This window comes from Pedococcus sp. 2YAF34 (genome assembly GCF_052114585.1).
GTDB lineage: Bacteria > Actinomycetota > Actinomycetes > Actinomycetales > Dermatophilaceae > Pedococcus.
On record NZ_JBFRFA010000052.1, the window covers coordinates 1 to 19187 of the forward strand.

At 72.3% G+C, this 19187-nt stretch carries 16 protein-coding genes; 5 read left to right on the top strand and 11 right to left on the bottom strand.

Annotated features, from left to right (window positions below; genetic code table 11):
- Positions 1–73 precede the first annotated feature (73 nt).
- The 4 genes from rpmA to AB4Z02_RS17985 form a co-directional block, all read right to left on the bottom strand.
- Positions 74–343 carry a 50S ribosomal protein L27 gene (gene rpmA, locus AB4Z02_RS17970; protein WP_056883713.1) on the bottom strand — a complete coding sequence of 90 codons (270 nt, stop codon included), beginning with the start codon at positions 341–343 and terminating at the stop codon, positions 74–76.
- Between the two features lie 51 nt (positions 344–394).
- Entirely contained in the window at positions 395–703 is a 309-nt protein-coding gene (gene rplU / locus AB4Z02_RS17975) for a 50S ribosomal protein L21 (protein WP_441972673.1), read from the bottom strand.
- 178 nt (positions 704–881) lie between these two features.
- Positions 882–4151, bottom strand: a complete 3270-nt coding sequence (locus AB4Z02_RS17980; RefSeq protein ID WP_441972675.1) for an Rne/Rng family ribonuclease — start codon at positions 4149–4151, stop codon at positions 882–884.
- A gap of 174 nt (positions 4152–4325) precedes the next feature.
- Positions 4326–5078, bottom strand: a complete 753-nt coding sequence (locus AB4Z02_RS17985) for a TIGR03936 family radical SAM-associated protein (protein ID WP_082590454.1) — start codon at positions 5076–5078, stop codon at positions 4326–4328.
- Positions 5079–5164: 86 nt separating this feature from the next.
- On the opposite strand from AB4Z02_RS17985, the gene AB4Z02_RS17990 reads away from it, so the two are divergent.
- Positions 5165–6532 (top strand): transaminase, encoded by a 1368-nt coding sequence (locus tag AB4Z02_RS17990; RefSeq protein ID WP_441972678.1) that lies wholly within the window; start codon positions 5165–5167, stop codon positions 6530–6532.
- A 148-nt stretch (positions 6533–6680) separates the two neighbouring features.
- Positions 6681–7334 carry a hypothetical protein gene (locus AB4Z02_RS17995; protein ID WP_441972679.1) on the top strand — a complete coding sequence of 218 codons (654 nt, stop codon included), beginning with the start codon at positions 6681–6683 and terminating at the stop codon, positions 7332–7334.
- A gap of 292 nt (positions 7335–7626) precedes the next feature.
- On the opposite strand, the gene AB4Z02_RS18000 is transcribed toward AB4Z02_RS17995, so the two are convergent.
- Complete coding sequence (locus AB4Z02_RS18000) at positions 7627–9630, bottom strand: TIGR03960 family B12-binding radical SAM protein (RefSeq protein ID WP_056883708.1); 2004 nt, start codon at positions 9628–9630, stop codon at positions 7627–7629.
- Positions 9631–9721: 91 nt separating this feature from the next.
- Between AB4Z02_RS18000 and AB4Z02_RS18005 the strand changes: the two genes are divergently transcribed.
- The 3 genes from AB4Z02_RS18005 to AB4Z02_RS18015 are packed head-to-tail and all read left to right on the top strand — an operon-like array spanning position 9722 to position 11481.
- Positions 9722–9871: a hypothetical protein gene (locus tag AB4Z02_RS18005; RefSeq protein WP_441972681.1), complete on the top strand. Its 150-nt coding sequence runs from the start codon at positions 9722–9724 to the stop codon at positions 9869–9871.
- Positions 9868–10752 carry an SGNH/GDSL hydrolase family protein gene (locus tag AB4Z02_RS18010; RefSeq protein WP_441972682.1) on the top strand — a complete coding sequence of 295 codons (885 nt, stop codon included), beginning with the start codon at positions 9868–9870 and terminating at the stop codon, positions 10750–10752. The genes AB4Z02_RS18005 and AB4Z02_RS18010 overlap by 4 nt, the downstream gene beginning before the upstream one ends.
- Before the next feature lie 57 nt (positions 10753–10809).
- Positions 10810–11481, top strand: coding sequence for a protein-L-isoaspartate O-methyltransferase family protein (locus tag AB4Z02_RS18015; RefSeq protein WP_441972684.1), 672 nt, complete (start codon positions 10810–10812; stop codon positions 11479–11481).
- Here AB4Z02_RS18015 and AB4Z02_RS18020 read toward each other — a convergent pair.
- The 6 genes from AB4Z02_RS18020 to infB all read right to left on the bottom strand — a co-directional run.
- A complete protein-coding gene (locus tag AB4Z02_RS18020) occupies positions 11478–13340 on the bottom strand; it encodes an AMP-dependent synthetase/ligase (RefSeq protein WP_441972686.1) in 1863 nt (620 codons plus the stop codon). The two genes, AB4Z02_RS18015 and AB4Z02_RS18020, sit on opposite strands and share 4 nt — an antisense overlap.
- A 97-nt stretch (positions 13341–13437) precedes the next feature.
- Positions 13438–14598, bottom strand: a complete 1161-nt coding sequence (rodA, locus tag AB4Z02_RS18025) for a rod shape-determining protein RodA (protein ID WP_082590663.1) — start codon at positions 14596–14598, stop codon at positions 13438–13440.
- Between the two features lie 5 nt (positions 14599–14603).
- Positions 14604–15566 carry a bifunctional riboflavin kinase/FAD synthetase gene (locus AB4Z02_RS18030; RefSeq protein WP_056884136.1) on the bottom strand — a complete coding sequence of 321 codons (963 nt, stop codon included), beginning with the start codon at positions 15564–15566 and terminating at the stop codon, positions 14604–14606.
- A 10-nt stretch (positions 15567–15576) separates the two neighbouring features.
- Positions 15577–16491: a tRNA pseudouridine(55) synthase TruB gene (gene truB / locus AB4Z02_RS18035; RefSeq protein ID WP_441972688.1), complete on the bottom strand. Its 915-nt coding sequence runs from the start codon at positions 16489–16491 to the stop codon at positions 15577–15579.
- Positions 16478–16990, bottom strand: a complete 513-nt coding sequence (gene rbfA / locus AB4Z02_RS18040; protein WP_441972689.1) for a 30S ribosome-binding factor RbfA — start codon at positions 16988–16990, stop codon at positions 16478–16480. The genes truB and rbfA overlap by 14 nt, the downstream gene beginning before the upstream one ends.
- A 140-nt stretch (positions 16991–17130) precedes the next feature.
- Positions 17131–19187: translation initiation factor IF-2 (gene infB, locus AB4Z02_RS18045; RefSeq protein WP_441972690.1), on the bottom strand; the 2057-nt coding region annotated here is incomplete at its 5' end.

Sequence of the window (19187 nt, forward strand, 5' to 3'; positions counted from 1 at the left end):
GGGCGGGCCTGGTTCAGGCCCGCCCCCTCCGAGGGGGTACGCCGCGTGGCCGGGCCACGCGGCGTACCGAAAGTCAGCTGGCGTCCGCGGTCGCGACCGGGACGATGTTGACGACCTTGCGACGACGCTTGGTGCCGAACTCCACGTTGCCCGCGACGAGCGCGAACAGCGTGTCGTCGCCGCCACGGCCGACGCCCTCACCGGGGTGGAAGTGCGTGCCGCGCTGGCGGACGATGATCTCGCCCGCGTTGACGAGCTGGCCGCCGAAGCGCTTCACGCCGAGTCGCTGTGCGTTGGAGTCGCGACCGTTGCGGGTCGAGGACGCACCCTTCTTGTGTGCCATGTCAGTGCCTGCCTTCTGCTTAAGGTCTGTGGGTCCGAAAAGGGGCCGGACTCAGGCGTCGATCGAGGTGATCTTGACCTGGGTCAGGTGCTGACGGTGGCCCTGACGCTTCCGGTAGCCGGTCTTGTTCTTGTACTTCATGATCGTGATCTTGGGGCCCTTGGCGGGCTTGACGACCTCGGCCTTGACGGTCACCTTGGCGAGCTTGACAGCGTCGCTGGTGACGGTGGAGCCGTCGACCACGAGCAGCGGCGTCAGGTCGATGCTGTCGCCGGGCTTGCCGGAGACCTTGTCGATGATGAGGACATCGCCGACGGAGACCTTCTCCTGGCGACCACCAGCGCGAACAATCGCGAACACGTGAATCTCTTTCCTACTTCGGGAGGCACGCGCTCTCTGTCTGGACCGTCCGATAGCGACCCGCGCCCGGCCGGAGCCAGGACACGGACATCAGAGCGGTGGGCGCACCAAGGGTTGAGAATACCGGGTGGGTGCCCTGCCGACCAAACCGGCTCAACAGGGCCTCCACCAGCACGGATCAGGAGGTCGGGACCGCCACCACGGAGGGCTTGGCCGCGTCCTCGCCGACCGGGCGCGGCGGCCCGGCCGGGGCCACGACGCGACCGCGCTTGCGACGCTTCGGCGCAGCGGGTGCCTCGGCCGCCGCCGCGGCGACCGGCTGCTCCGGCTCCGCGGGAGCGGCGGGCTCGTCGCCCACCGGGTGCACCTCTGCAGCGGGCTCGTCGGCCACCGGGCGCACCTCGGCAGCGGGCTCCTCGGGCACCTCGGGCGTCTCGGGCGTCTCGGGCGCCTCGACCGCCGGCAGTGCCACGGGGGCGTCCTGGCCGGCTGCCTCGTGGACCTCGACGACCGGCTCGTCCTGCCCGGGGACCGCCAGCAGCGCGTCCTCGTCGTGGTGCTCCCCCGCCGACTTCAGGGCAGCGGCGTGGGCGGCTGCGGCGATCTGGGCGGGCGTGGGACCGCCGTGGACCGGGGCGGCCTGCGCTGCCGGCTGCGCGGGGGCCTGCTCCTGCGCACCACCGGAGCGGCCGCCGCGACGGCCGCGCGCGCTGCCGCCACCGGTGCCACCGCCGCCGTTGCCCCCGGTGTTGCCGCCGCCGCGCTGCGACTGGCCACCGCCGGAACCGGAGTCGCCACCGGACGGCTTGTCGACCGGGTCGGCGTGGACGATGATCCCGCGACCGCCACAGTGCTCGCAGTTCTCCGAGAAGATCTCGATGAGGCCCGAGCCGACCCGCTTGCGGGTCATCTGGACCAGTCCGAGCGAGGTGACCTCGGCGACCTGGTGCTTGGTGCGGTCACGACCGAGGCACTCGAGCAGGCGCCGGACCACCAGGTCGCGGTTGCTCTCGAGGACCATGTCGATGAAGTCGATGACGATGATGCCGCCGATGTCGCGCAGCCGGAGCTGGCGCACGATCTCCTCGGCCGCCTCGATGTTGTTCTTGGTGACGGTCTCCTCGAGGTTACCCCCGGAGCCGACGAACTTGCCGGTGTTGACGTCGACGACCGTCATGGCCTCGGTGCGGTCGATGACCAGCGAGCCACCCGAGGGCAGCCAGACCTTGCGGTCCATGGCCTTGGCGATCTGCTCGTCCACCCGGTAGTGGGTGAACAGGTCCTCCTCCGAGGTCCACTTGTGCAGCCGCTCGGCGAGGTCCGGGGCGACGTCGCCGAGGTAGTCGCTGACCTCGCCGTACGCCTGGTCACCGGCGACGACCAGGGAGGTGAAGTCCTCGTTGAACACGTCGCGGATGACGCGGACGGTGAGGTCGGGCTCGCCGTGCACGAGCACCGGGGCACCGCCCTTGCCCTTGCCGCCGGACTTGGAGTCGGCCTTGGCCTGGATCTTCTCCCACGTGCGGGTGAGGCGCTCGACGTCGGCGCGCAGCTCCTCCTCGCTCGCCCCCTCGGCGGCCGTGCGCACGATGACGCCGGCGCGGTCGGGCACGACCTCCTTGAGGATGCCCTTGAGGCGGGCGCGCTCGGTGTCGGGGAGCTTGCGGGAGATGCCCGTCATGCTGCCCTCGGGCACGTAGACGAGGTAGCGACCGGGCAGGGAGATCTGGCTGGTCAGGCGGGCGCCCTTGTGGCCGATCGGGTCCTTGGTGACCTGCACGAGCACCGAGTCGCCGGACTTCAGGGCGTTCTCGATGCGCTTGGGCTGGTTGTTGTCCAGGCCTGCGGCGTCCCAGTTGACCTCGCCGGCGTAGAGGACGGCGTTGCGGCCCTTGCCGATGTCGACGAACGCAGCCTCCATGGAGGGCAGCACGTTCTGGACACGACCGAGGTAGATGTTGCCGGCCATCGACGCGTTGGTCTCGCGGGACACGTAGTGCTCGACGAGCACGTCGTCCTCGAGGACGCCGATCTGGGTGCGGCCCTCACGCTCGCGGACCACCATGACGCGCTCGACGCTCTCACGCCGGGCGAGGAACTCGGCCTCGGTGATGATCGTGCGACGGCGCCCGGCCTCGCGGCCCTCGCGGCGGCGCTGCTTCTTGGCCTCGAGGCGGGTGGAGCCCTTGACACTCTGCGGCTCGTCGCGCTCACGACGGGCCTCGCGCACCTTGGTCACGGTGCCGGGCGGGTCGTCCCCCTCGCCGGAGGAGCCGCTGCGACGGCGGCGGCGACGACGGCGGGTGGAGCTGCCCTCGGCCTCGCCGGACTGCTCGTCCTCACCCTCGGGACCGTGCTGCTCGTCCTCGTCGCCCTCGGCGGTCGAGTCGGCCGACTCGGCGTCGCCCTGCCCGCGTCCGCGGCCACGGCCCTTGCCCCCGCGGCGGCGACGGCGGCGGCCACCCTCGGAGGTGGACTCGTCGTCGGAGGTGGAGTCCTGCCCGTCGGTCTGCCCGTCGTCGCCGGACGGCGCCGCGACGGCCTCGTCGGACGTCGTCTCCTCGGAACCCTTGTCCTCGGCGTTCTTGGCGCCACGGCCACGCCCGCGGCCGCGGGCGCGACCCCGGCTGGGGCGCTCGGCCTGGGTCTCCTCGTCCGCGGACGCGCCCCGACCGTCGGCCGGCGCGCCATCAGCGGCCGGCGCCTCGACGGCGGGCACCTCGGCAGGTGCGGGAGCGGGGGCCGGGGCGCCTGCGGCGGCACTGGCCCGGCGACGGCGCGGGGCGGCCTTGGCCGGGTCCGGCGGCTGGAAGAGGAGGCCGAAGCTGGGCACGGTGGCCGTGGCCTCCTGCGCGGCTGCCTCGGCAGCGGCGCGCGCCTCCTCCTCGGCCTCGGCCTCGTCGTCGGCGTCGGCGTCGGCGTCGGTCTCGGGATCAGCGTCGGCCGCGACACCAGCAGGGACGGGGACGTCGAGAGGAGCCGGGTCCACCAGGGCGCCCTCGTCGATGACGGCCGCACCCTCGACCACCGGCGCACCCTCGACCAGCGGCTCGCCGTCGGCCTTGGGGTCGGCCTTCTTCGTGGCGCGCTTGGCCGGGACCTTCTTCGCCGTCTTCTTGGCGGCGGCCTTCCTGGCGGTCTTCTTCGTCGGCGCGGCGTCGGCGGCCACGGCCGGGAGGTCGGTCGCCTCGTGGTCGGCGGTCGCGTCGGTCACGACGACCTCGACGCCCTCGACGCCCTCGACCGGAGCCGGCGCCGAGGTCTTCTTGGTGGCGCGACGGGCTGCCCGCTTGCGGGCCGGTGCCTTGCCGGCGGGGGCTCCGCCGGCAGCCTCAGCGGCGGCCGCCTCGGCGACCTGCTGCGGGGACTCCGCCACGGCGGGCGCCGACGTGGCGTCAGAGCCGTCGGTGCTGTCGGTGGTGGAGAAGTGGTCTTCCGTGGAGGCCATCTCGGCGTCCTTCCGTCACCCACGGGGCGAGGGCCACACCCGAGGGTCCGGGTGGACCCTCCGATCAGCCACGTGGTGCGCGGTGCGTGCAGTCGTGTCGGCAACGGGTGCTGTCGGCACGGAAGTCGGTTGGGCTACGTCCGACGAGGCTCGCGCAGGTCGCGCGGCACCAGGTCAGGCGCCGTCGGCGTCCTCGTCGGCAGCCAGTGGATCAGCCACCCCGGCGGTTGCGGAGCGCAGCGGGCCTTGCGCCAGTCGGGTCACCAGGGGCGGTGTCGGTGGCGCCAGCTCCGTTACTGCTCGCAGCGCGGTCAGGACGTCGTCGGGGCGTACGGCCGGTGTGGTGTGCCGTACGACCACCCGCAGTATCGCACAGTCAGGTCGCTTCGACGGCTCGACATCCACCGACACGAGGGCCGACCTCACGTCGAAGGTGCGGGGGCCCGTCTTGAACGTCCTGGTGACCTCCACCCGCTCGTGCGAGAGCAGCACGGCGGCCGCTTCGCGCAGCTCGTCGGCGGTGACGCCCTGGAAGTCGATCACCCAGTCACTCGCCTGGAGGCGGTCGGCCAGCGAGCCGGGCGCCGCCTCGACGACCTCGAGCACGTCGAGCCCCTCCGGCAGCGCCTCGTCCAGGGCCGCTCGCAGCGACTCGGGGTCGACGCGCTCGGTCACCGAGACCTCGAAGTACTCGGCCTCGCTCGCGGTGCCTGTCGGCGCGGCGTTCGCGTAGCTCACCTTGGGGTGCGGGTGGAACCCGGCCGAGAACGCCATCGGCACCCCAGCCCGCCGCAGCGCACGCTCGAGGGCGCGCTGGAAGTCACGGGTGGAGGAGAACCGCAGCCGGCCGCGCTTGGCGTACCTCACCCGGAGCTTCTGCACCGCCGGGGCGGGTGCCGGGCCTTCGGGGACGCGCTGTCGAGCCATGGTGCGCAAGCCTAGGGGCCGCGCCGTCCACCTACGGAATCCGCACTCGCCTGCGACGTCCCGGCGACGCCTCCTACCGTGGCTCCATGGCCACCCTCGACCGCACCAGGCTCGCGTCCCTCCTCGCCGCCGAGCAGGCGGAGTACACCGCACACCACCCGCGCAGCCGCGAGCTGTTCGCGGAGGCCGACAACCTCTTCGGCCGGGTGCCGATGACGTGGATGAACATGTGGTCGGGCGGTTTCCCGCTCTACCTCGACCGCGCCACGGGCAACCGCATCACCGACGTCGACGGGCACACCTACGTCGACTTCGCGCTCGGAGACACCGGCGCGATGGCCGGGCACTCCCCCGCGCCCACGGTGGCCGCGGTGCAGCGCCGGGCGGGCGAGCTCGGCGGCATCACCACGATGCTGCCGACCGAGGACGCGCAGTGGGTGGGCGCCGAGCTGCAGCGTCGGTTCGGCCTGCCGCTGTGGAGCTTCACGCTGTCGGCGACGGACGCCAACCGCTGGGCGATCCGTCTTGCCCGCCTCGCCACCGGCAGGCCCAAGGTGCTCGTCTTCGCCTACTGCTACCACGGCTCTGTCGACGAGGCGTTCGCCCTGCCGGGCCCGGACGGCAAGGCCGAGAGCCGCCCCGGCAACGTCGCACCCCCGGTCGACCTAGACCTCACGACCCGCGTCGCCACCTGGAACGACCTGGAGTCGGTCGAGGCGGCGCTCGCCCACGGTGACGTGGCCGCCGTCCTGACCGAGCCGGCGCTGACCAACATCGGCATCGTCCTGCCCGAGGACGGCTTCCTCGCCCGCGTGCGCGAGCTCGCGACGCAGTACGGCGCCCTGCTGATGGTCGACGAGACCCACACCTTCTCCACGGGCTGGGGCGGCGCGACCCGCGCCTGGGGCCTACAGCCGGACATCTTCGTCATCGGCAAGTCCATCGGCGGCGGCATACCCTGCGGCGCCTACGGCATCACGGCCGAGGTCGCCGCAGCGGTCACCCGGCACACCGACGCCGGCGACGCCGACATCGTCGACGTCGGCGGGGTGGGTGGCACCCTCGCCGGTAACGCCCTGTCGACGGCCGCGATGCGCGCCACGCTGGGCGAGGTCCTCACCGAGGAGGCCTTCGCGCACATGGTCGAGCTCGCGACGCGGTACACCGCCGGCGTGCAGGCGACGATCGACGAGCTCGACGTTCCGTGGTCGGTGAGCCAGCTCGGGGCCCGCGCCGAGTACCGCTTCGCGCGCCCGGCCCCGCGCACCGGCGAGGAGTCCGCCGCGGCGGCGGACGAGGAGCTCGACGCCTACCTGCACCTCGCCCTGTGCAACCGCGGCGTCCTCATGACGCCGTTCCACAACATGGCGCTGATGTGCCCCGAGACCTCGCAGGAGGACGTGGACCGGCACACGGCGGTGTTCCGGGAGGTCGTCGGCGCCCTGTTCGCCTGAGGGCGCCTCGCACGGTGTCGTGCCGGGTCGGACCGCTCGGCGCACGGCCCGGTATGTCCGGTGACGCCTCGGACGCCCCGGCGTAGTTTCGAGAGCTGGACCACTTCGGCCGAAGCGGCCCCTGCGAGGAGATGCGGAGGGTTCAGCGGTGTTCATCCAGATCATCCAGGGAAGGTGTCGGGACGCGGAGCAGGTGCACCGGCTGACCGACGAGTGGCGCGAGACCATGGGACCGAGGGCCGAGGGCTGGCTCGGTGGGACCTACGGCATCACCGACGACGGCGAGTTCGTCGCAGCGGTGCGTTTCGAGAGCCGTGAGGCCGCGGCGAGGAACTCCACCAGGCCCGAGCAGGGCGAGTGGTTCGACCGCATGCGCCAGTGCTTCGACGGCGACGTGGTGTTCCACGACTGCGACGACGCGGTGATGTTCCTCGACGGCGGCTCCGACGACGCGGGGTTCGTCCAGGTCATGCAGGGCCGGGTGTCCGACCCGACGGCGTTCCGCCGGTTCATGGAACAGCCCATGGACGTCCTGCACGAGCAGCGGCCGGAGATCATCGGCGGCACGATCGCCATGGAGCCCGACGGCTGGTTCACCGAGACCGTGGCGTTCCGCAGCGAGGACGAGGCGCGGGCCGGCGAGGTCAAGCAGATGCCCGAGGACGCCCGGCGTGAGTGGGAGGAGCAGATGGCCGCGATGACCGACCTGCGCTACCTCGACCTGCACTCGCCGTGGTTCGCGAGCAGCATGCGGTCCGGCATGGGCACCGGCATGGGATCGGGCACCGGTACGGCGCCGTAGCGGCCCCGTCGCGACCCCGAACGTGCGCCGCCCGCTCACCGGGCCTTGGGCCTGGGCGAGCGGGCGGCTGCGCCGGGGGCTCTCCGCACGAGCGATCCCAGCGGCTCCGGTGAGGAGGTGAAGGGTCCCACCCACCGGAATGTGTGCGGTCGGGAGGATTCGACCGCGTACACCACGTGCGCCCGGGGACCGGTGGTGACCGCTCACCGGGTGCACCACCATTCGACACCTCGGCCGGGGACGCCCCCGATGACAAATGTCACCGATCTCGAGAACGCCTCTCAGGGTGGGCTCAGTGCGCGTGTGCCTCGAGCATGGCGTCGCGTCCCGAGCCCAGGACGGTGAGCGGCAGCAGCGTCTTGCCGGTCGGGCCGACCTCGATGTCGGTGCCCATCTGGGGGCACACGCCGCAGTCGAAGCACGGGGTCCAGCGGCAGTCGTCGACCTCGGTCTCGTCGAGGGCGTCCTGCCAGTCGGCCCACAGCCACTCCTTGTCGAGCCCGGAGTCGATGTGGTCCCAGGGCAGCACCTCGGACTCGCCGCGGTCGCGGGTGGTGTACCAGGCCACGTCGACGGGGAGGTCCGCGAGCGCCGTGTCGGCAGCGGTCATCCACCGCTCGTAGGAGAAGTGCTCGCTCCAGCCGTCGAACCGGCCACCGTCACGCCACACCTGCTCGATGACCTTGCCGACGCGACGGTCGCCGCGGGACAGCAGTCCCTCGACGATGCCGGGCTTGCCGTCGTGGTAGCGGAACCCGATCGAGCTGCCGTAGCGGCGGTCGGAGCGGATCGCCTCGCGCAGCTTGGCCAGCCGGGCGTCGGTCTCCTCGGCTCCGAGCTGCCCGCACCACTGGAACGGCGTGTGCGGCTTGGGCACGAACCCGCCGATCGAGACGGTGCAGCGGATGTCGCGCCGACCGCTGACCTGGCGACCGGTCTCGATGACCTTCTTGGCGAGCTCGGCGATCTGGAGCACGTCCTCGTCGGTCTCGGTCGGCAGGCCGCACATGAAGTAGAGCTTCACCTGCCGCCAACCCGCGCCGTACGCCGCGGCGACGGTGCTGATGAGGTCCTCCTCGGAGACCATCTTGTTGATGACCTTGCGGATCCGCTCGCTGCCGCCCTCGGGCGCGAACGTCAGGCCCGAGCGGCGGCCGTTGCGGGTCAGCTCGTTGGCGAGGTCGATGTTGAACGCGTCGACGCGGGTCGAGGGCAGCGACAGCCCGGTCTGCGTCCCGTCGTAGCGGTCGGCGAGGCCCTTGGTGATGTCCGCGATCTCGGAGTGGTCGGCCGAGCTCAGCGAGAGCAGGCCGACCTCCTCGAACCCCGTCGCCGCCAGCCCGCGTTCGACCATCTCGCCGATGCCGGTGATGCTTCGCTCCCGCACGGGGCGCGTGATCATGCCGGCCTGGCAGAAGCGGCAGCCGCGGGTGCAGCCACGGAAGATCTCGACGGACATCCGCTCGTGCACCGACTCCGCGAGCGGCACCAGCGGCTGCTTCGGGTAGGGCCACGCGTCGAGGTCCATCACGGTGTGCTTGGCCACTCGCCACGGCACCCCGGAGGCGTCGGCCCGCGGGGCGACCCGCTGGATCCGGCCGTCGGGCAGGTAGGACACGTCGTAGAGCGAGGGCACGTAGACCCCGCCGGTGCGCGCGAGGCGCAGCAGCAGCTCGGCGCGGCCGCCGGGACGCCCTTGAGCCTTCCAGGCGCCGATGATGTCGGTGACCGCGAGCACGGCCTCCTCGCCGTCGCCGACGATGGCGGCGTCGACGAAGTCGGCGATCGGCTCGGGGTTGAACGCGGCGTGGCCACCTGCGACGACGATCGGGTCGGCGTCGGTGCGGTCGGCCGCGTGCAGCGGGATCCCGGCCAGGTCGAGCGCGGTGAGCATGTTCGTGTAGCCGAGCTCGGTGGAGAACGACATCCCGAGCACGTCGAAGTCGCGGACGCTGCGGTGCGCGTCGACGGTGAACTGCGGGACACCCTCGGACCGCATGAGGGCCTCGAGGTCCGGCCACACTGCATACGTGCGCTCGGCGAGGGCGTCCTCGCGCTCGTTGAGCACCTCGTAGAGGATCATGACGCCCTGGTTGGGCACCCCCACCTCGTAGGCGTCGGGGTACATCAGGGCCCAGCGGGTCGTGAGCTCCTCACCGCCGGGTCCGTGCCCGCCGCAGTCCCAGTCCTTGACGGTCGAGTTGAGCTCGCCGCCGACGTACTGGATCGGCTTGCTGACCTGCTCGAGCAGCGGCTCGAGGCGGGTGAAGACGGACTGTCCCGGGGTGTGATCCATGATCTGCCAAGGGTAACGGCGGCCCGCCCCAGCCCGAAAACGACGGCACGCGCCTCAGGTCGCTCCCAGCGAGCCTGCCTATGGTGCGGGGATGCGCGCGTCCTCGGTCCGGATCGTTGCGGCCTTCGTGCTGGCCGTCATGCTGGTGGGTGCCCTGCAGGGCATGGGTCGACACCGGTCCACCCCCTCCGCGACGACGCACCACGCACCGACTGCCGTGCGCGGCCACCACGCCACGTGAGCCGCCGATGGCGCGTCGTCGCCGGCCTGGTGGCCTCGGCTGCGTTCCTGACGTCCTGCGCGCAGGGCGGGGCCGCGACGACCCGACCGGTCGTCGCGCCGACGGAGTCGTCCCCCACGTCCTCGGGGACGGGCTCGTCCCCCGCCGCTGCACCGTCCACCACGTCCGCCACGTCCGCCACGTCCCCGAGGACCACCGCGACCCCGGTGACCACCGCAGGGCCACGCGTCGTGGTGGGGCTCGGCGACTCCGTCACCGCCGGGACCGCCTGTGGCTGCACCGACTTCGTCACGCTGTACGCCGCGATGCTGGGTGCGCGGTCCGGCCACTCGGTGCGCCCGGTCAACCTGGGCGTCGGTGGCCTCACCACCTCGAGCCTGGGCGCCCAGCTGGCCACGCCGCCGGTCACCGCCTCCCTGTCCAGCGCCGACGTCGTCGTCGTCACGATCGGCGCCAACGACCTCAGCCCCCTCATCGGCCAGTGGCAGCGGGGTGGCTGCGGGACCACGTGCATGGACGAGGCCTCCAAGGCTGCCGGTGCGGGCCTGGCCGCCGCGCTCGCGCGGGTCCGCCGGGTCACCCCGGCCCACACCCGGGTCCTCGTCACCACCTACTGGAACGTGTTCGAGGACGGTGACGTCGCCGACGCGGACTTCGGCCCCGGCTTCGCGCAGTGGAGCGACGAGGTGACCCGGTCGGCCAACGCCGCCATCCGCACCGCGGCCGCCGCGGACGGGGACCAGGTCGTGGACCTCTACGCACCCTTCGAGGGCGAGGGCGACCGCAACCCGACCGCCCTGCTCGCCGACGACGGCGACCACCCCAACGCCGCCGGTCACCGCCTCATCGCGCGCACCCTGTTGGCCGCGACCGCCGGCTGAGGACGACGGCGTTCGGAGGGGCTGTGGAGGCGATCCCCCGCGCTGCATACTGGCGAGGTGGCGACGAGCCGGGTCGTGGAGGTCATGGCTGCCGTGCGCCGGGAGGGCTTCCTGCCCGATGACCAGCGCCAGTACGCCGACCTCGACGTGCCGCTGCCCATCGGCTGGGGCCAGACCAACAGCCAGCCCACCACGGTGCGACAGATGCTGGAGCTGCTCGACGTGCAGCCCGGCGACCACGTGCTCGACGTCGGCGCCGGCTCCGGCTGGACGACGGCGCTGCTCGCCCGGTTGACCGGCCCGACCGGACGGGTCGTGGGCGTCGAGCGCGTGCCGGGCCTGGTCGAGCTCGGCGCCGCCAACCTCGCCGCCGCGGGTGTGCCGTGGGCGTCCCTGCGGCAGGCCACGCCCGGGATGTTCGGCGACCCCTCGCAGGCCCCGTACGACCGCATCCTGGTGTCGGCGCAGGCGCGGGCCCTGCCGGACGACCTGGTGGCGCAGCTGGCCCCGGCGGGGGTGCTCGTCGTCCCGGTCAGCGGACGGATGCTCCGCGCGGTACGGCCCTCGTCCGGCACCCCGCTGGAGGTGGAGGAGCACGGCTGGTACCGGTTCGTCCCCCTCGTCAGCGACCCGGCGGACCCTGCGGACCCCGCTCACGAACCGGCCCACGAACCCACGACGCCTCCCCCGGAGGTGTCCGGGAGAGGCGTCGGGAGCGGGTCGGGCTAGGCGGTGTAGTGCGAGTCGAGCACCTCTTGGTACTTGGCGCTCACCGCCTTGCGGCGCAGCTTCAGGCTGGGTGTGAGGTCGCCCTCGTCGATGGACAGGTCGTGGTCGAGGATCGTGAACTTCTTGACCTGCTCCCAGCGGTTGAGGTTCACGTTGAGGGTGTCGACGTAGACCTGCACCATGTCGTGGGCCTCCTTCGAGGTCACGATGTCGCGGTAGGAGCCGGAGACGCCGTGGTTGGCGGCCCAGTCCGTGATGGCCTCGGGGTCGAGGGTGACCAGCGCCGTGACGAAGTTGTGGTCGGCGCCGTAGACCATGAACTGGCTGACGTAGGGGCAGATGCCCTTGAAGCTGGCCTCGATCATCGACGGGGCGACGTACTTGCCGCTCGAGGTCTTGAAGAAGTCCTTCTTGCGGTCGGTGACCCACAGGTAGCCGCGGTCGTCGAGCCGGCCGATGTCACCGGTGTGCAGCCAGCCGTCGGCGTCCTTGGTCTCGGCCGTGTCCTCGGGCTTGTCGTGGTAGCCCTGCATCACCCCGGGGCCGCGCAGCAGCACCTCCCCGTCCTCGGCGATGCGGGCCTCGGTGCCGGGCAGGGCCCAGCCGACGGTGCCGATCTCGTTGGCGGCAGGGCGGTTGACGAACGACGCGGCGCTGGACTCGGTGAGCCCGTAGCCCTCGAGGATGGTCAGGCCGATCGAGCTGAACCAGGTGGCGACGTCGGTGTTGAGCGCCGCCGAGCCGGAGATGAAGAACCGGATCCGGCCGCCGAAGCGGGCGCGGACCTTGTGCAGGACGAGCTTGTCGGCGAGCGCCAGCTTCTTGGCCGTCATGCCGGTCGGCTCCTCGCCGCGGGCGCGCATCTGCGCGACCTCACGGCCGACGCTGACCGACCACCGGAAGAGCTTCTCCTTGAGGCCGCCCTCGGCCGCCATCATCATCGTGATGCGGGCGTAGGCCTTCTCGAAGATGCGGGGGGCAGCGCCCATGAACGTGGGCTGGACGACCGCGAGGTTGTCGACGATCTTGTCGACCCGGCCGTCGACGGCGGTGGGGAACCCGATCTGCAGCGGCAGCGTGAGCAGCATCTTGCCGAAGACGTGGGCCAGGGGCAGCCAGAGGTACTGCAGGTCGTCCTCGTGCAGCAGCCCGGTGGCATCGACCGCGGCGGCGACGTAGGTCCAGGAGTCGTGCGTCAGGCGCACGCCCTTGGGACGGCCGGTCGTGCCGGAGGTGTAGATGATCGTGGCCAGCTGGTCGGGCCGGAGGGCGTCGATGCGGTCGTCCACCACCGAGGGGTTGGTGGCGAGCAGCTCCACGCCCATCTGCTCGAGCTCGTCGAGGCCGATGACCCAGTCGCCGTCCGGGGTGCCGGTGAACGTGACGACCCGTGCCACGCGCGGCAGGTCGACGCGGCGGTCGCGCAGCTTCGCGATCTGGTCGTCGTCCTCGGCGAAGACCACGGTGCTGCCCGAGTTGGACAGGATGTAGGACACGTCGGGCGCGATGGTCGTCGGGTAGATCGTCGTCGTCGCCCCGCCCGCGCACATGACGGCGAGGTCCGTCAGGGCCCACTCGTACCGCGTCGAGGACGCGATCGCGACGCGGTCCTCGGGCCCGATACCCAGCGCCACGAGCCCGGCGGCGAGGCGGTGGGCGCGCTCGCTCACCTGCGTCCACGTCACCGACTCCCACAGCTCGCCCGAGCCGTCGGCCACGAACCGGAAGGCCTCACCCTGCGGGCTGGCGGCGACCCGGTCGCGGAACAGGTGCGCCACGGTGGGCGCCCGTCCCTCGATGGCGGCGGTGTTGACTCGTTCGTCCTGCGCGGTGCGGTCCTGCAGCGTGTGGATCGACATTGACCTTCCTCGGCTCGGGGGTGGGGTTTGGTGGATAGTGCCACGCCCTCCACGCTCGCGGAGGAGATCGCCCACGAATCTGGCCGAAGGTCCCGGGTCACCCTTCGCGGGTCGAGAGGTGGACGTTGTTGACCAGCCCGATCCCGAGCCAGCACGCAAACATCGACGACCCGCCGTAGGAGAGGAACGGCAGCGGCAGCCCGGTGACCGGGGTGAGGCCGAGGTTCATCCCGACGTTCTCGAACACCTGGAACAGCAGCCAGGTGGCCACGCCCACGGCCATCAGCCGGCCGAAGGCGTCCCGCGCCCGGGCCGCGACGAGCACGGCGCGCAGTACGACGAACCCGAGCAGCAGCAGCAGCCCCGCGGCCCCCAGGAACCCGAGCTCCTCCCCCGCCACCGAGAACACGAAGTCGGTCTGCTGGAACGGGATGAACCCGCCCTGGGTCTGGTGGCCCTGGAACAGCCCCTGCCCCTGCCAGCCGCCGGACCCGATGGCGATCCGGACCTGCCGCGTCTGGTAGCCGATGCCCTGGGGGTCGGCCTGCGGGTCGATGAACGCCGTCAGCCGGTCGCGCTGGTAGCCGCTGAGCACCGGCGTGGTCAGGGCCAGGGTGACCGCAGCGGCGACGAGCCCCACCGACAGCGCCAGCCAGCGCTTCGGGGTGCCGGCGACCGCGACGACCCCGAGCGCCACCGCTCCGAGCACCAGGGCCGAGCCCAGGTCGGGCTGCAGCAGCACGAGGAGCACCGGGACCGCGGCCACCGCGACGGCGAACAGCAGGTCGCGGACGTCGGGCTGGGCGCCGCGGTCGAGCCGCTCGCCGAGGATGATCGCCAGCCCGAGGCAGAGAGCGGCCTTGGCGAGCTCGGAGGGCTGCACCGAGAAGCCGCCAGGGAGCAGGATCCACGAGTGCGAGCCGTTGACCGTGGTCCCCACGGGCGTCAGGACGAGCAGCAGGCCGCCGACCGCGACGAGGTAGAGCAGCGGGGCGATGGCGCGCAGCCGCTGGTACCCGGTGCGGGTCACCGCGGCCGCGATCCCGACGCCCACCGCGGTGGTGAGCAGGTGCCGCAGCAGGTAGGCGGTGCCGGCCTGGTGCCGCGTCGCCGACCACACGAGCAGCGCGCCCAGCACCGACAGGCCGAGGGCGGCCACGACCAGGCCCCAGTCGCTGCGGGCCCAGAGGCCGGCGCCGCCACCGGCTCGCGCCCAGAACCCGTCACGCGCGGGGCGCGGGCGGCTGGGGCGGGGCACGACGCTCAGGAGGGGACGATGGAGGCCAGGACGCGGCGGCACGTCTCGACGTCGCCGGCCATGGCCTCGAGCAGCTCCTCCACCGAGTCGAAGCGCAGCGTCGGCCGGATGTGCTCGACGAACTCGACGCTGACCTGCTCGTCGTAGAGGTCGAGGTCGGTGCGGTCGAGCACGTAGGCCTCGACCGTGCGGACGGTCCCGTCGAAGGTGGGGTTGGTGCCGACGGACACCGCGCAAGGCAGGGTGCGGTCCGGCTCGTCGGTCGCCAGCGTGGTGCGGGTGAGCCAGCCGGCGTAGACGCCGTCGGCCGGGATGAGGCCGAGCGCGTCGTCGGCGAGGTTGGCGGTCGGGTAGCCGAGCTCGCGCCCCCGGTGGGCGCCGTGGACGACGGTCCCCCGCATGCGGTGCGGCCGGCCGAGGATGGCGGCCGCCTCGGCGACCTCGCCGGCGGTGAGGTGGCGGCGAACGGCGGAGGACGACCAGCGCTCGCCCTCACCGAGGTCCTCCAGGACGACCACCTCGAACCCGTGCTGCTCCCCCAGCCGGCGCAGCGTCCCGACGTCGCCGGTGTAGCCGCGTCCGAAGCCACGGGTGTCGGCCCCGACGACCAGCGCCTGCACGCCGAGCGTCTCGACGAAGGTGCGGACGATGAACTCCTCGGCGCTCTGGTCTGCGAACTCGCGCGTGAAGTCGAGGACGAGCAGCCCGTCGATGCCGGTCTCGGCCAGCAGGTCGTCACGCAGCGGCCCGGGCGTGATCAGCTCGAGTCCGTGCTCGGGGGCGAAGATCGCCGCCGGGTGCGGGTCGAACGTCACCGCCACGGCGGGCAGCCCGCGGGCGGTGCCCTCGGCGACGAGGCGGCCGAGGACGGCTCGGTGCCCACGGTGGACACCGTCGAAGTTGCCGAAGGTCGCCACGCTGGGTCGCAGCGTGCCCGGGGTCTGGGTGGGGTCGGTCCAGCGGTGCACGGAGGACACTCTACGAACCCGCCGGGGCGAACACGACGTGCGACCTGGCTTTGGTGCCGGACTCGTCGAGCATCGCCACCAGCGTGCCGTCGGGGGCGAGGGCCGCGACGGGCTCGGTGCGTCCCGGCTGGGCGGACTCGACCCGCTGGCCGTAACCGATGGTCCGGGCCTCCTCCTGCGTCAGGTCCCGCACGGCGAACTGCGCGCGGGCGGCCTCGGCGAGGGGCGTCACCGGCACCACCTCGGGTCCGTCCAGGGCACCGAGTTCCTCCAGCGAGTGGGCGTCCTCGAGGCGGAAGGCCCCGACGCGGGTCCGGCGCAGGGCCGTGAGGTGGCCACCGACACCGAGGGCGGACCCGAGGTCGCGGGCCAGGGCTCGCACGTAGGTGCCCGAGCTCACGGTCACCGCCACGTCGACGTCGACCACCGCGACGCCCTGCGCGTCGGCGACGCGGACGTCGAGCACGTCGAACCGGCTCACCGTCACGGGTCGGGCGGCCAGCACGACGTCCTCCCCCGACCGCACCCGGTGGTAGGCGCGCTCACCCTTGACCTTGATGGCCGACACGCTGCTGGGGACCTGCTCGAGCTCACCCGTCAGCGCGGCGACCGCGGCGTCCAGCGCGGACCGGGTGACGCCGTCGGCCGCGGTCGTCGCCGTCACCTCGCCCTCGGCGTCGTCGGTGACCGTGGTCTGCCCGAGCCGGATCGTGGCGGTGTAGTCCTTGTCGCAGCCGACGAGGAACGTCAGGAGCTTGGTGGCGCGGCCGATGCCGAGGACCAGCACGCCGGTGGCCATGGGGTCCAGGGTCCCGGCGTGCCCGACCTTGCGGGTGCCGCAGAGCCGCCGGGCGCGGCCCACGACGTCGTGGCTGGTCCAGCCGGCGGGCTTGTCGACGACGAGCAGGCCGTCAGGCGCGGGCATCCGGCGCCGTACCGTCCTCGTCGCGGGCGGGCGAGGCCTCGACGGAGGCGTCCTCGCCACCGGGGAGGTCGTCGTCGTCCTCCCCGTCACGGCGGTACGGGTCGGCGTCGCCGGCGTACTTCGCCCGGGCGGCGGCCGCGGCCACGGCGGCGTCGCGCTCCTTGGCCTCGCGCAGGAGGTCCTCGAGGTGTGAGGCGGTCTCGGGGATGGCGTCGGCGAAGAAGTCCAGGCTCGGGGTCAGCCGGATCTGGATCTGCCCGCCGACGAACGAGCGCAGCCGGCCCTTGTTCTTCTCGAGCAGGGCGGCCGTCTTCGCGCGCTGGGCCTCGTCACCGAAGACGGTGTAGAAGACCGAGGCGTGCTGGAGGTCGCCGGTGACGCGGACGTCGGTCACGGTCACGAAACCGAGGTCGGGGTCCTTGACGATCGACTCGAGGTTGGCCGCGATGAGGACCTTGATCCGGTCGGCGATCTTGCGGGCGCGTCCGGTGTCAGCCATGCGCAGTCTCCTAGGTGGGGTGGTCGGGGGCGCGGCGGGGCCGGGGGTCCCCGGAGCCGCGCAGGTCCCGGAGGGCTCGTCCGGGACCCGCGGAGCCCGGGGGCGACCCTACGGCCGCCCCCGGGCTCACGCTGCGTACATCAGGCGCGCGGCTTTTCGCGCATCTCGTACGTGGCGATGAGGTCGCCGAGCTGGAGGTCGTTGTAGGACCCCAGGTTGATGCCGCACTCGAAGCCGTCGCGGACCTCGGTGACGTCGTCCTTGAACCGGCGCAGGCCGGCGATCTCGACGTTCTCCGCCACGACGACGCCGTTGCGGGTGATGCGGGCCTTGGTGCCCCGCTTGATCTCGCCGCTGCGGACGATCGAGCCGGCGATGTTGCCGAACTTGCTGGAGCGGAAGATCTCGCGGATCTCGGCGGTGCCGAGCTCCACCTCCTCGAACTCCGGCTTGAGCATGCCCTTGAGCGCTGCCTCGATCTCCTCGATGGCCTGGTAGATCACCGAGTAGTAGCGGATCTCCACACCCTCGCGGTCGGCGTAGTCGGCGTTCTGGCCCTCGGCCCGGACGTTGTAGCCGATGATGATCGCGTCGGACGCCATCGCGAGGTTGATGTTGTTCATCGTGATCGCACCGACGCCGCGGTCGATGATCCGCAGGTCGACCTCGTCGCCCACGTCGATCTGGAGCAGGGCGTCCTCGAGCGCTTCCACGGAACCGGACACGTCGCCCTTGAGGATGAGGTTGAGCGTCTCGACCTTGCCGGCCGCGAGCGCCTCGTTGAGGTCCTCGAGGGAGATGCGCTTGCGGGCCTTGGCCAGGCTGGCCTGGCGGTCCGCCGCCTCACGGCGCTCGGCGATCTGGCGGGCCGTGCGGTCGTCCGGGGCCACCACGAAGGTGTCACCGGCGCGCGGCACCGAGGAGAGGCCGAGCACCTGCACGGGACGGGACGGGCCCGCCTCGGTGAGGTTGTTGCCGTGCTCGTCGAGCATCGCGCGGACGCGGCCGTAGGCCGAACCCGTGACGATGGCGTCACCGACGTGCAGCGTGCCGGCCTGGACCAGCACCGTGGCCGTGGCGCCCCGGCCACGGTCGAGGTTGGCCTCGATCGCGACACCGCGGGCGTCGCGGTCGGCGTTGGCACGCAGGTCGAGCGCCGCGTCGGCCGTCAGCAGGACGGCCTCGAGGAGGGCGTCGATGTTCTGGCCGGCCTTGGCGGAGACGTCGACGAACATGGTCTCGCCGCCGTACTCCTCAGCCACCAGGTTGTACTCGGTGAGCTGCTGGCGGACCTTGGACGGGTTGGCACCCTCGACGTCGATCTTGTTGACCGCCACGACGATCGGGACGTCCGCAGCCTGGGCGTGGTTGAGCGCCTCGATGGTCTGCGGCATCACGCCGTCGTCGGCCGCGACCACGAGGATCGCGATGTCGGTGACCTTCGCACCACGGGCACGCATGGCGGTGAACGCCTCGTGACCCGGGGTGTCGATGAAGGTGATCGGACGGTCGACGCCCTCGTGCACCTTGTGCACCTGGTAGGCACCGATGTGCTGGGTGATGCCACCGGACTCGCCACCGGCGACGTCCTCGTTGCGGATGGCGTCGAGCAGGCGGGTCTTTCCGTGGTCGACGTGACCCATGACGGTCACGACCGGCGGACGGGCCTCGAGGTCCTCGTCGTCCTCACCTTCGATACCCGTCTCCAGGTCGATGTTGAAGGCGTCGAAGAGCTCCTTCTCCTCCTCCTCGGGGGAGACGACCTCGATGTTGTAGCCGAGCTCGGCACCGAGCAGCTTGAAGGTGTCCTCGTCCAGCGACTGGGTGGCCGTGGCCATCTCGCCGAGGTGGAAGAGCACCGTCACCAGCGCACCGGGGTTGGCGTTGATCTTGTCGGCGAAGTCGCTGAGCGACGAGCCGCGACGCACGCGGATGAGGGTGTCACCGTTGCCACGGGGCACACTCACGCCGCCGAGCGACGGAGCCTGCATCTGCTCGAACTCCTGGCGCTTCGCACGCTTGGACTTGCGTCCGCGCACGGGGCGACCGCCACCGCGGCCGAAGGCACCGGCAGTGGAGCCACGACCGGCGCCACCACGGAAGCCACCGCCACCGGGACGACCGGCGAAGCCACCACCGGCGGGACCGCCGGGGCCACCCGGACCGCGACCGGCGCCGGGGCCACCGGGGCCACGGC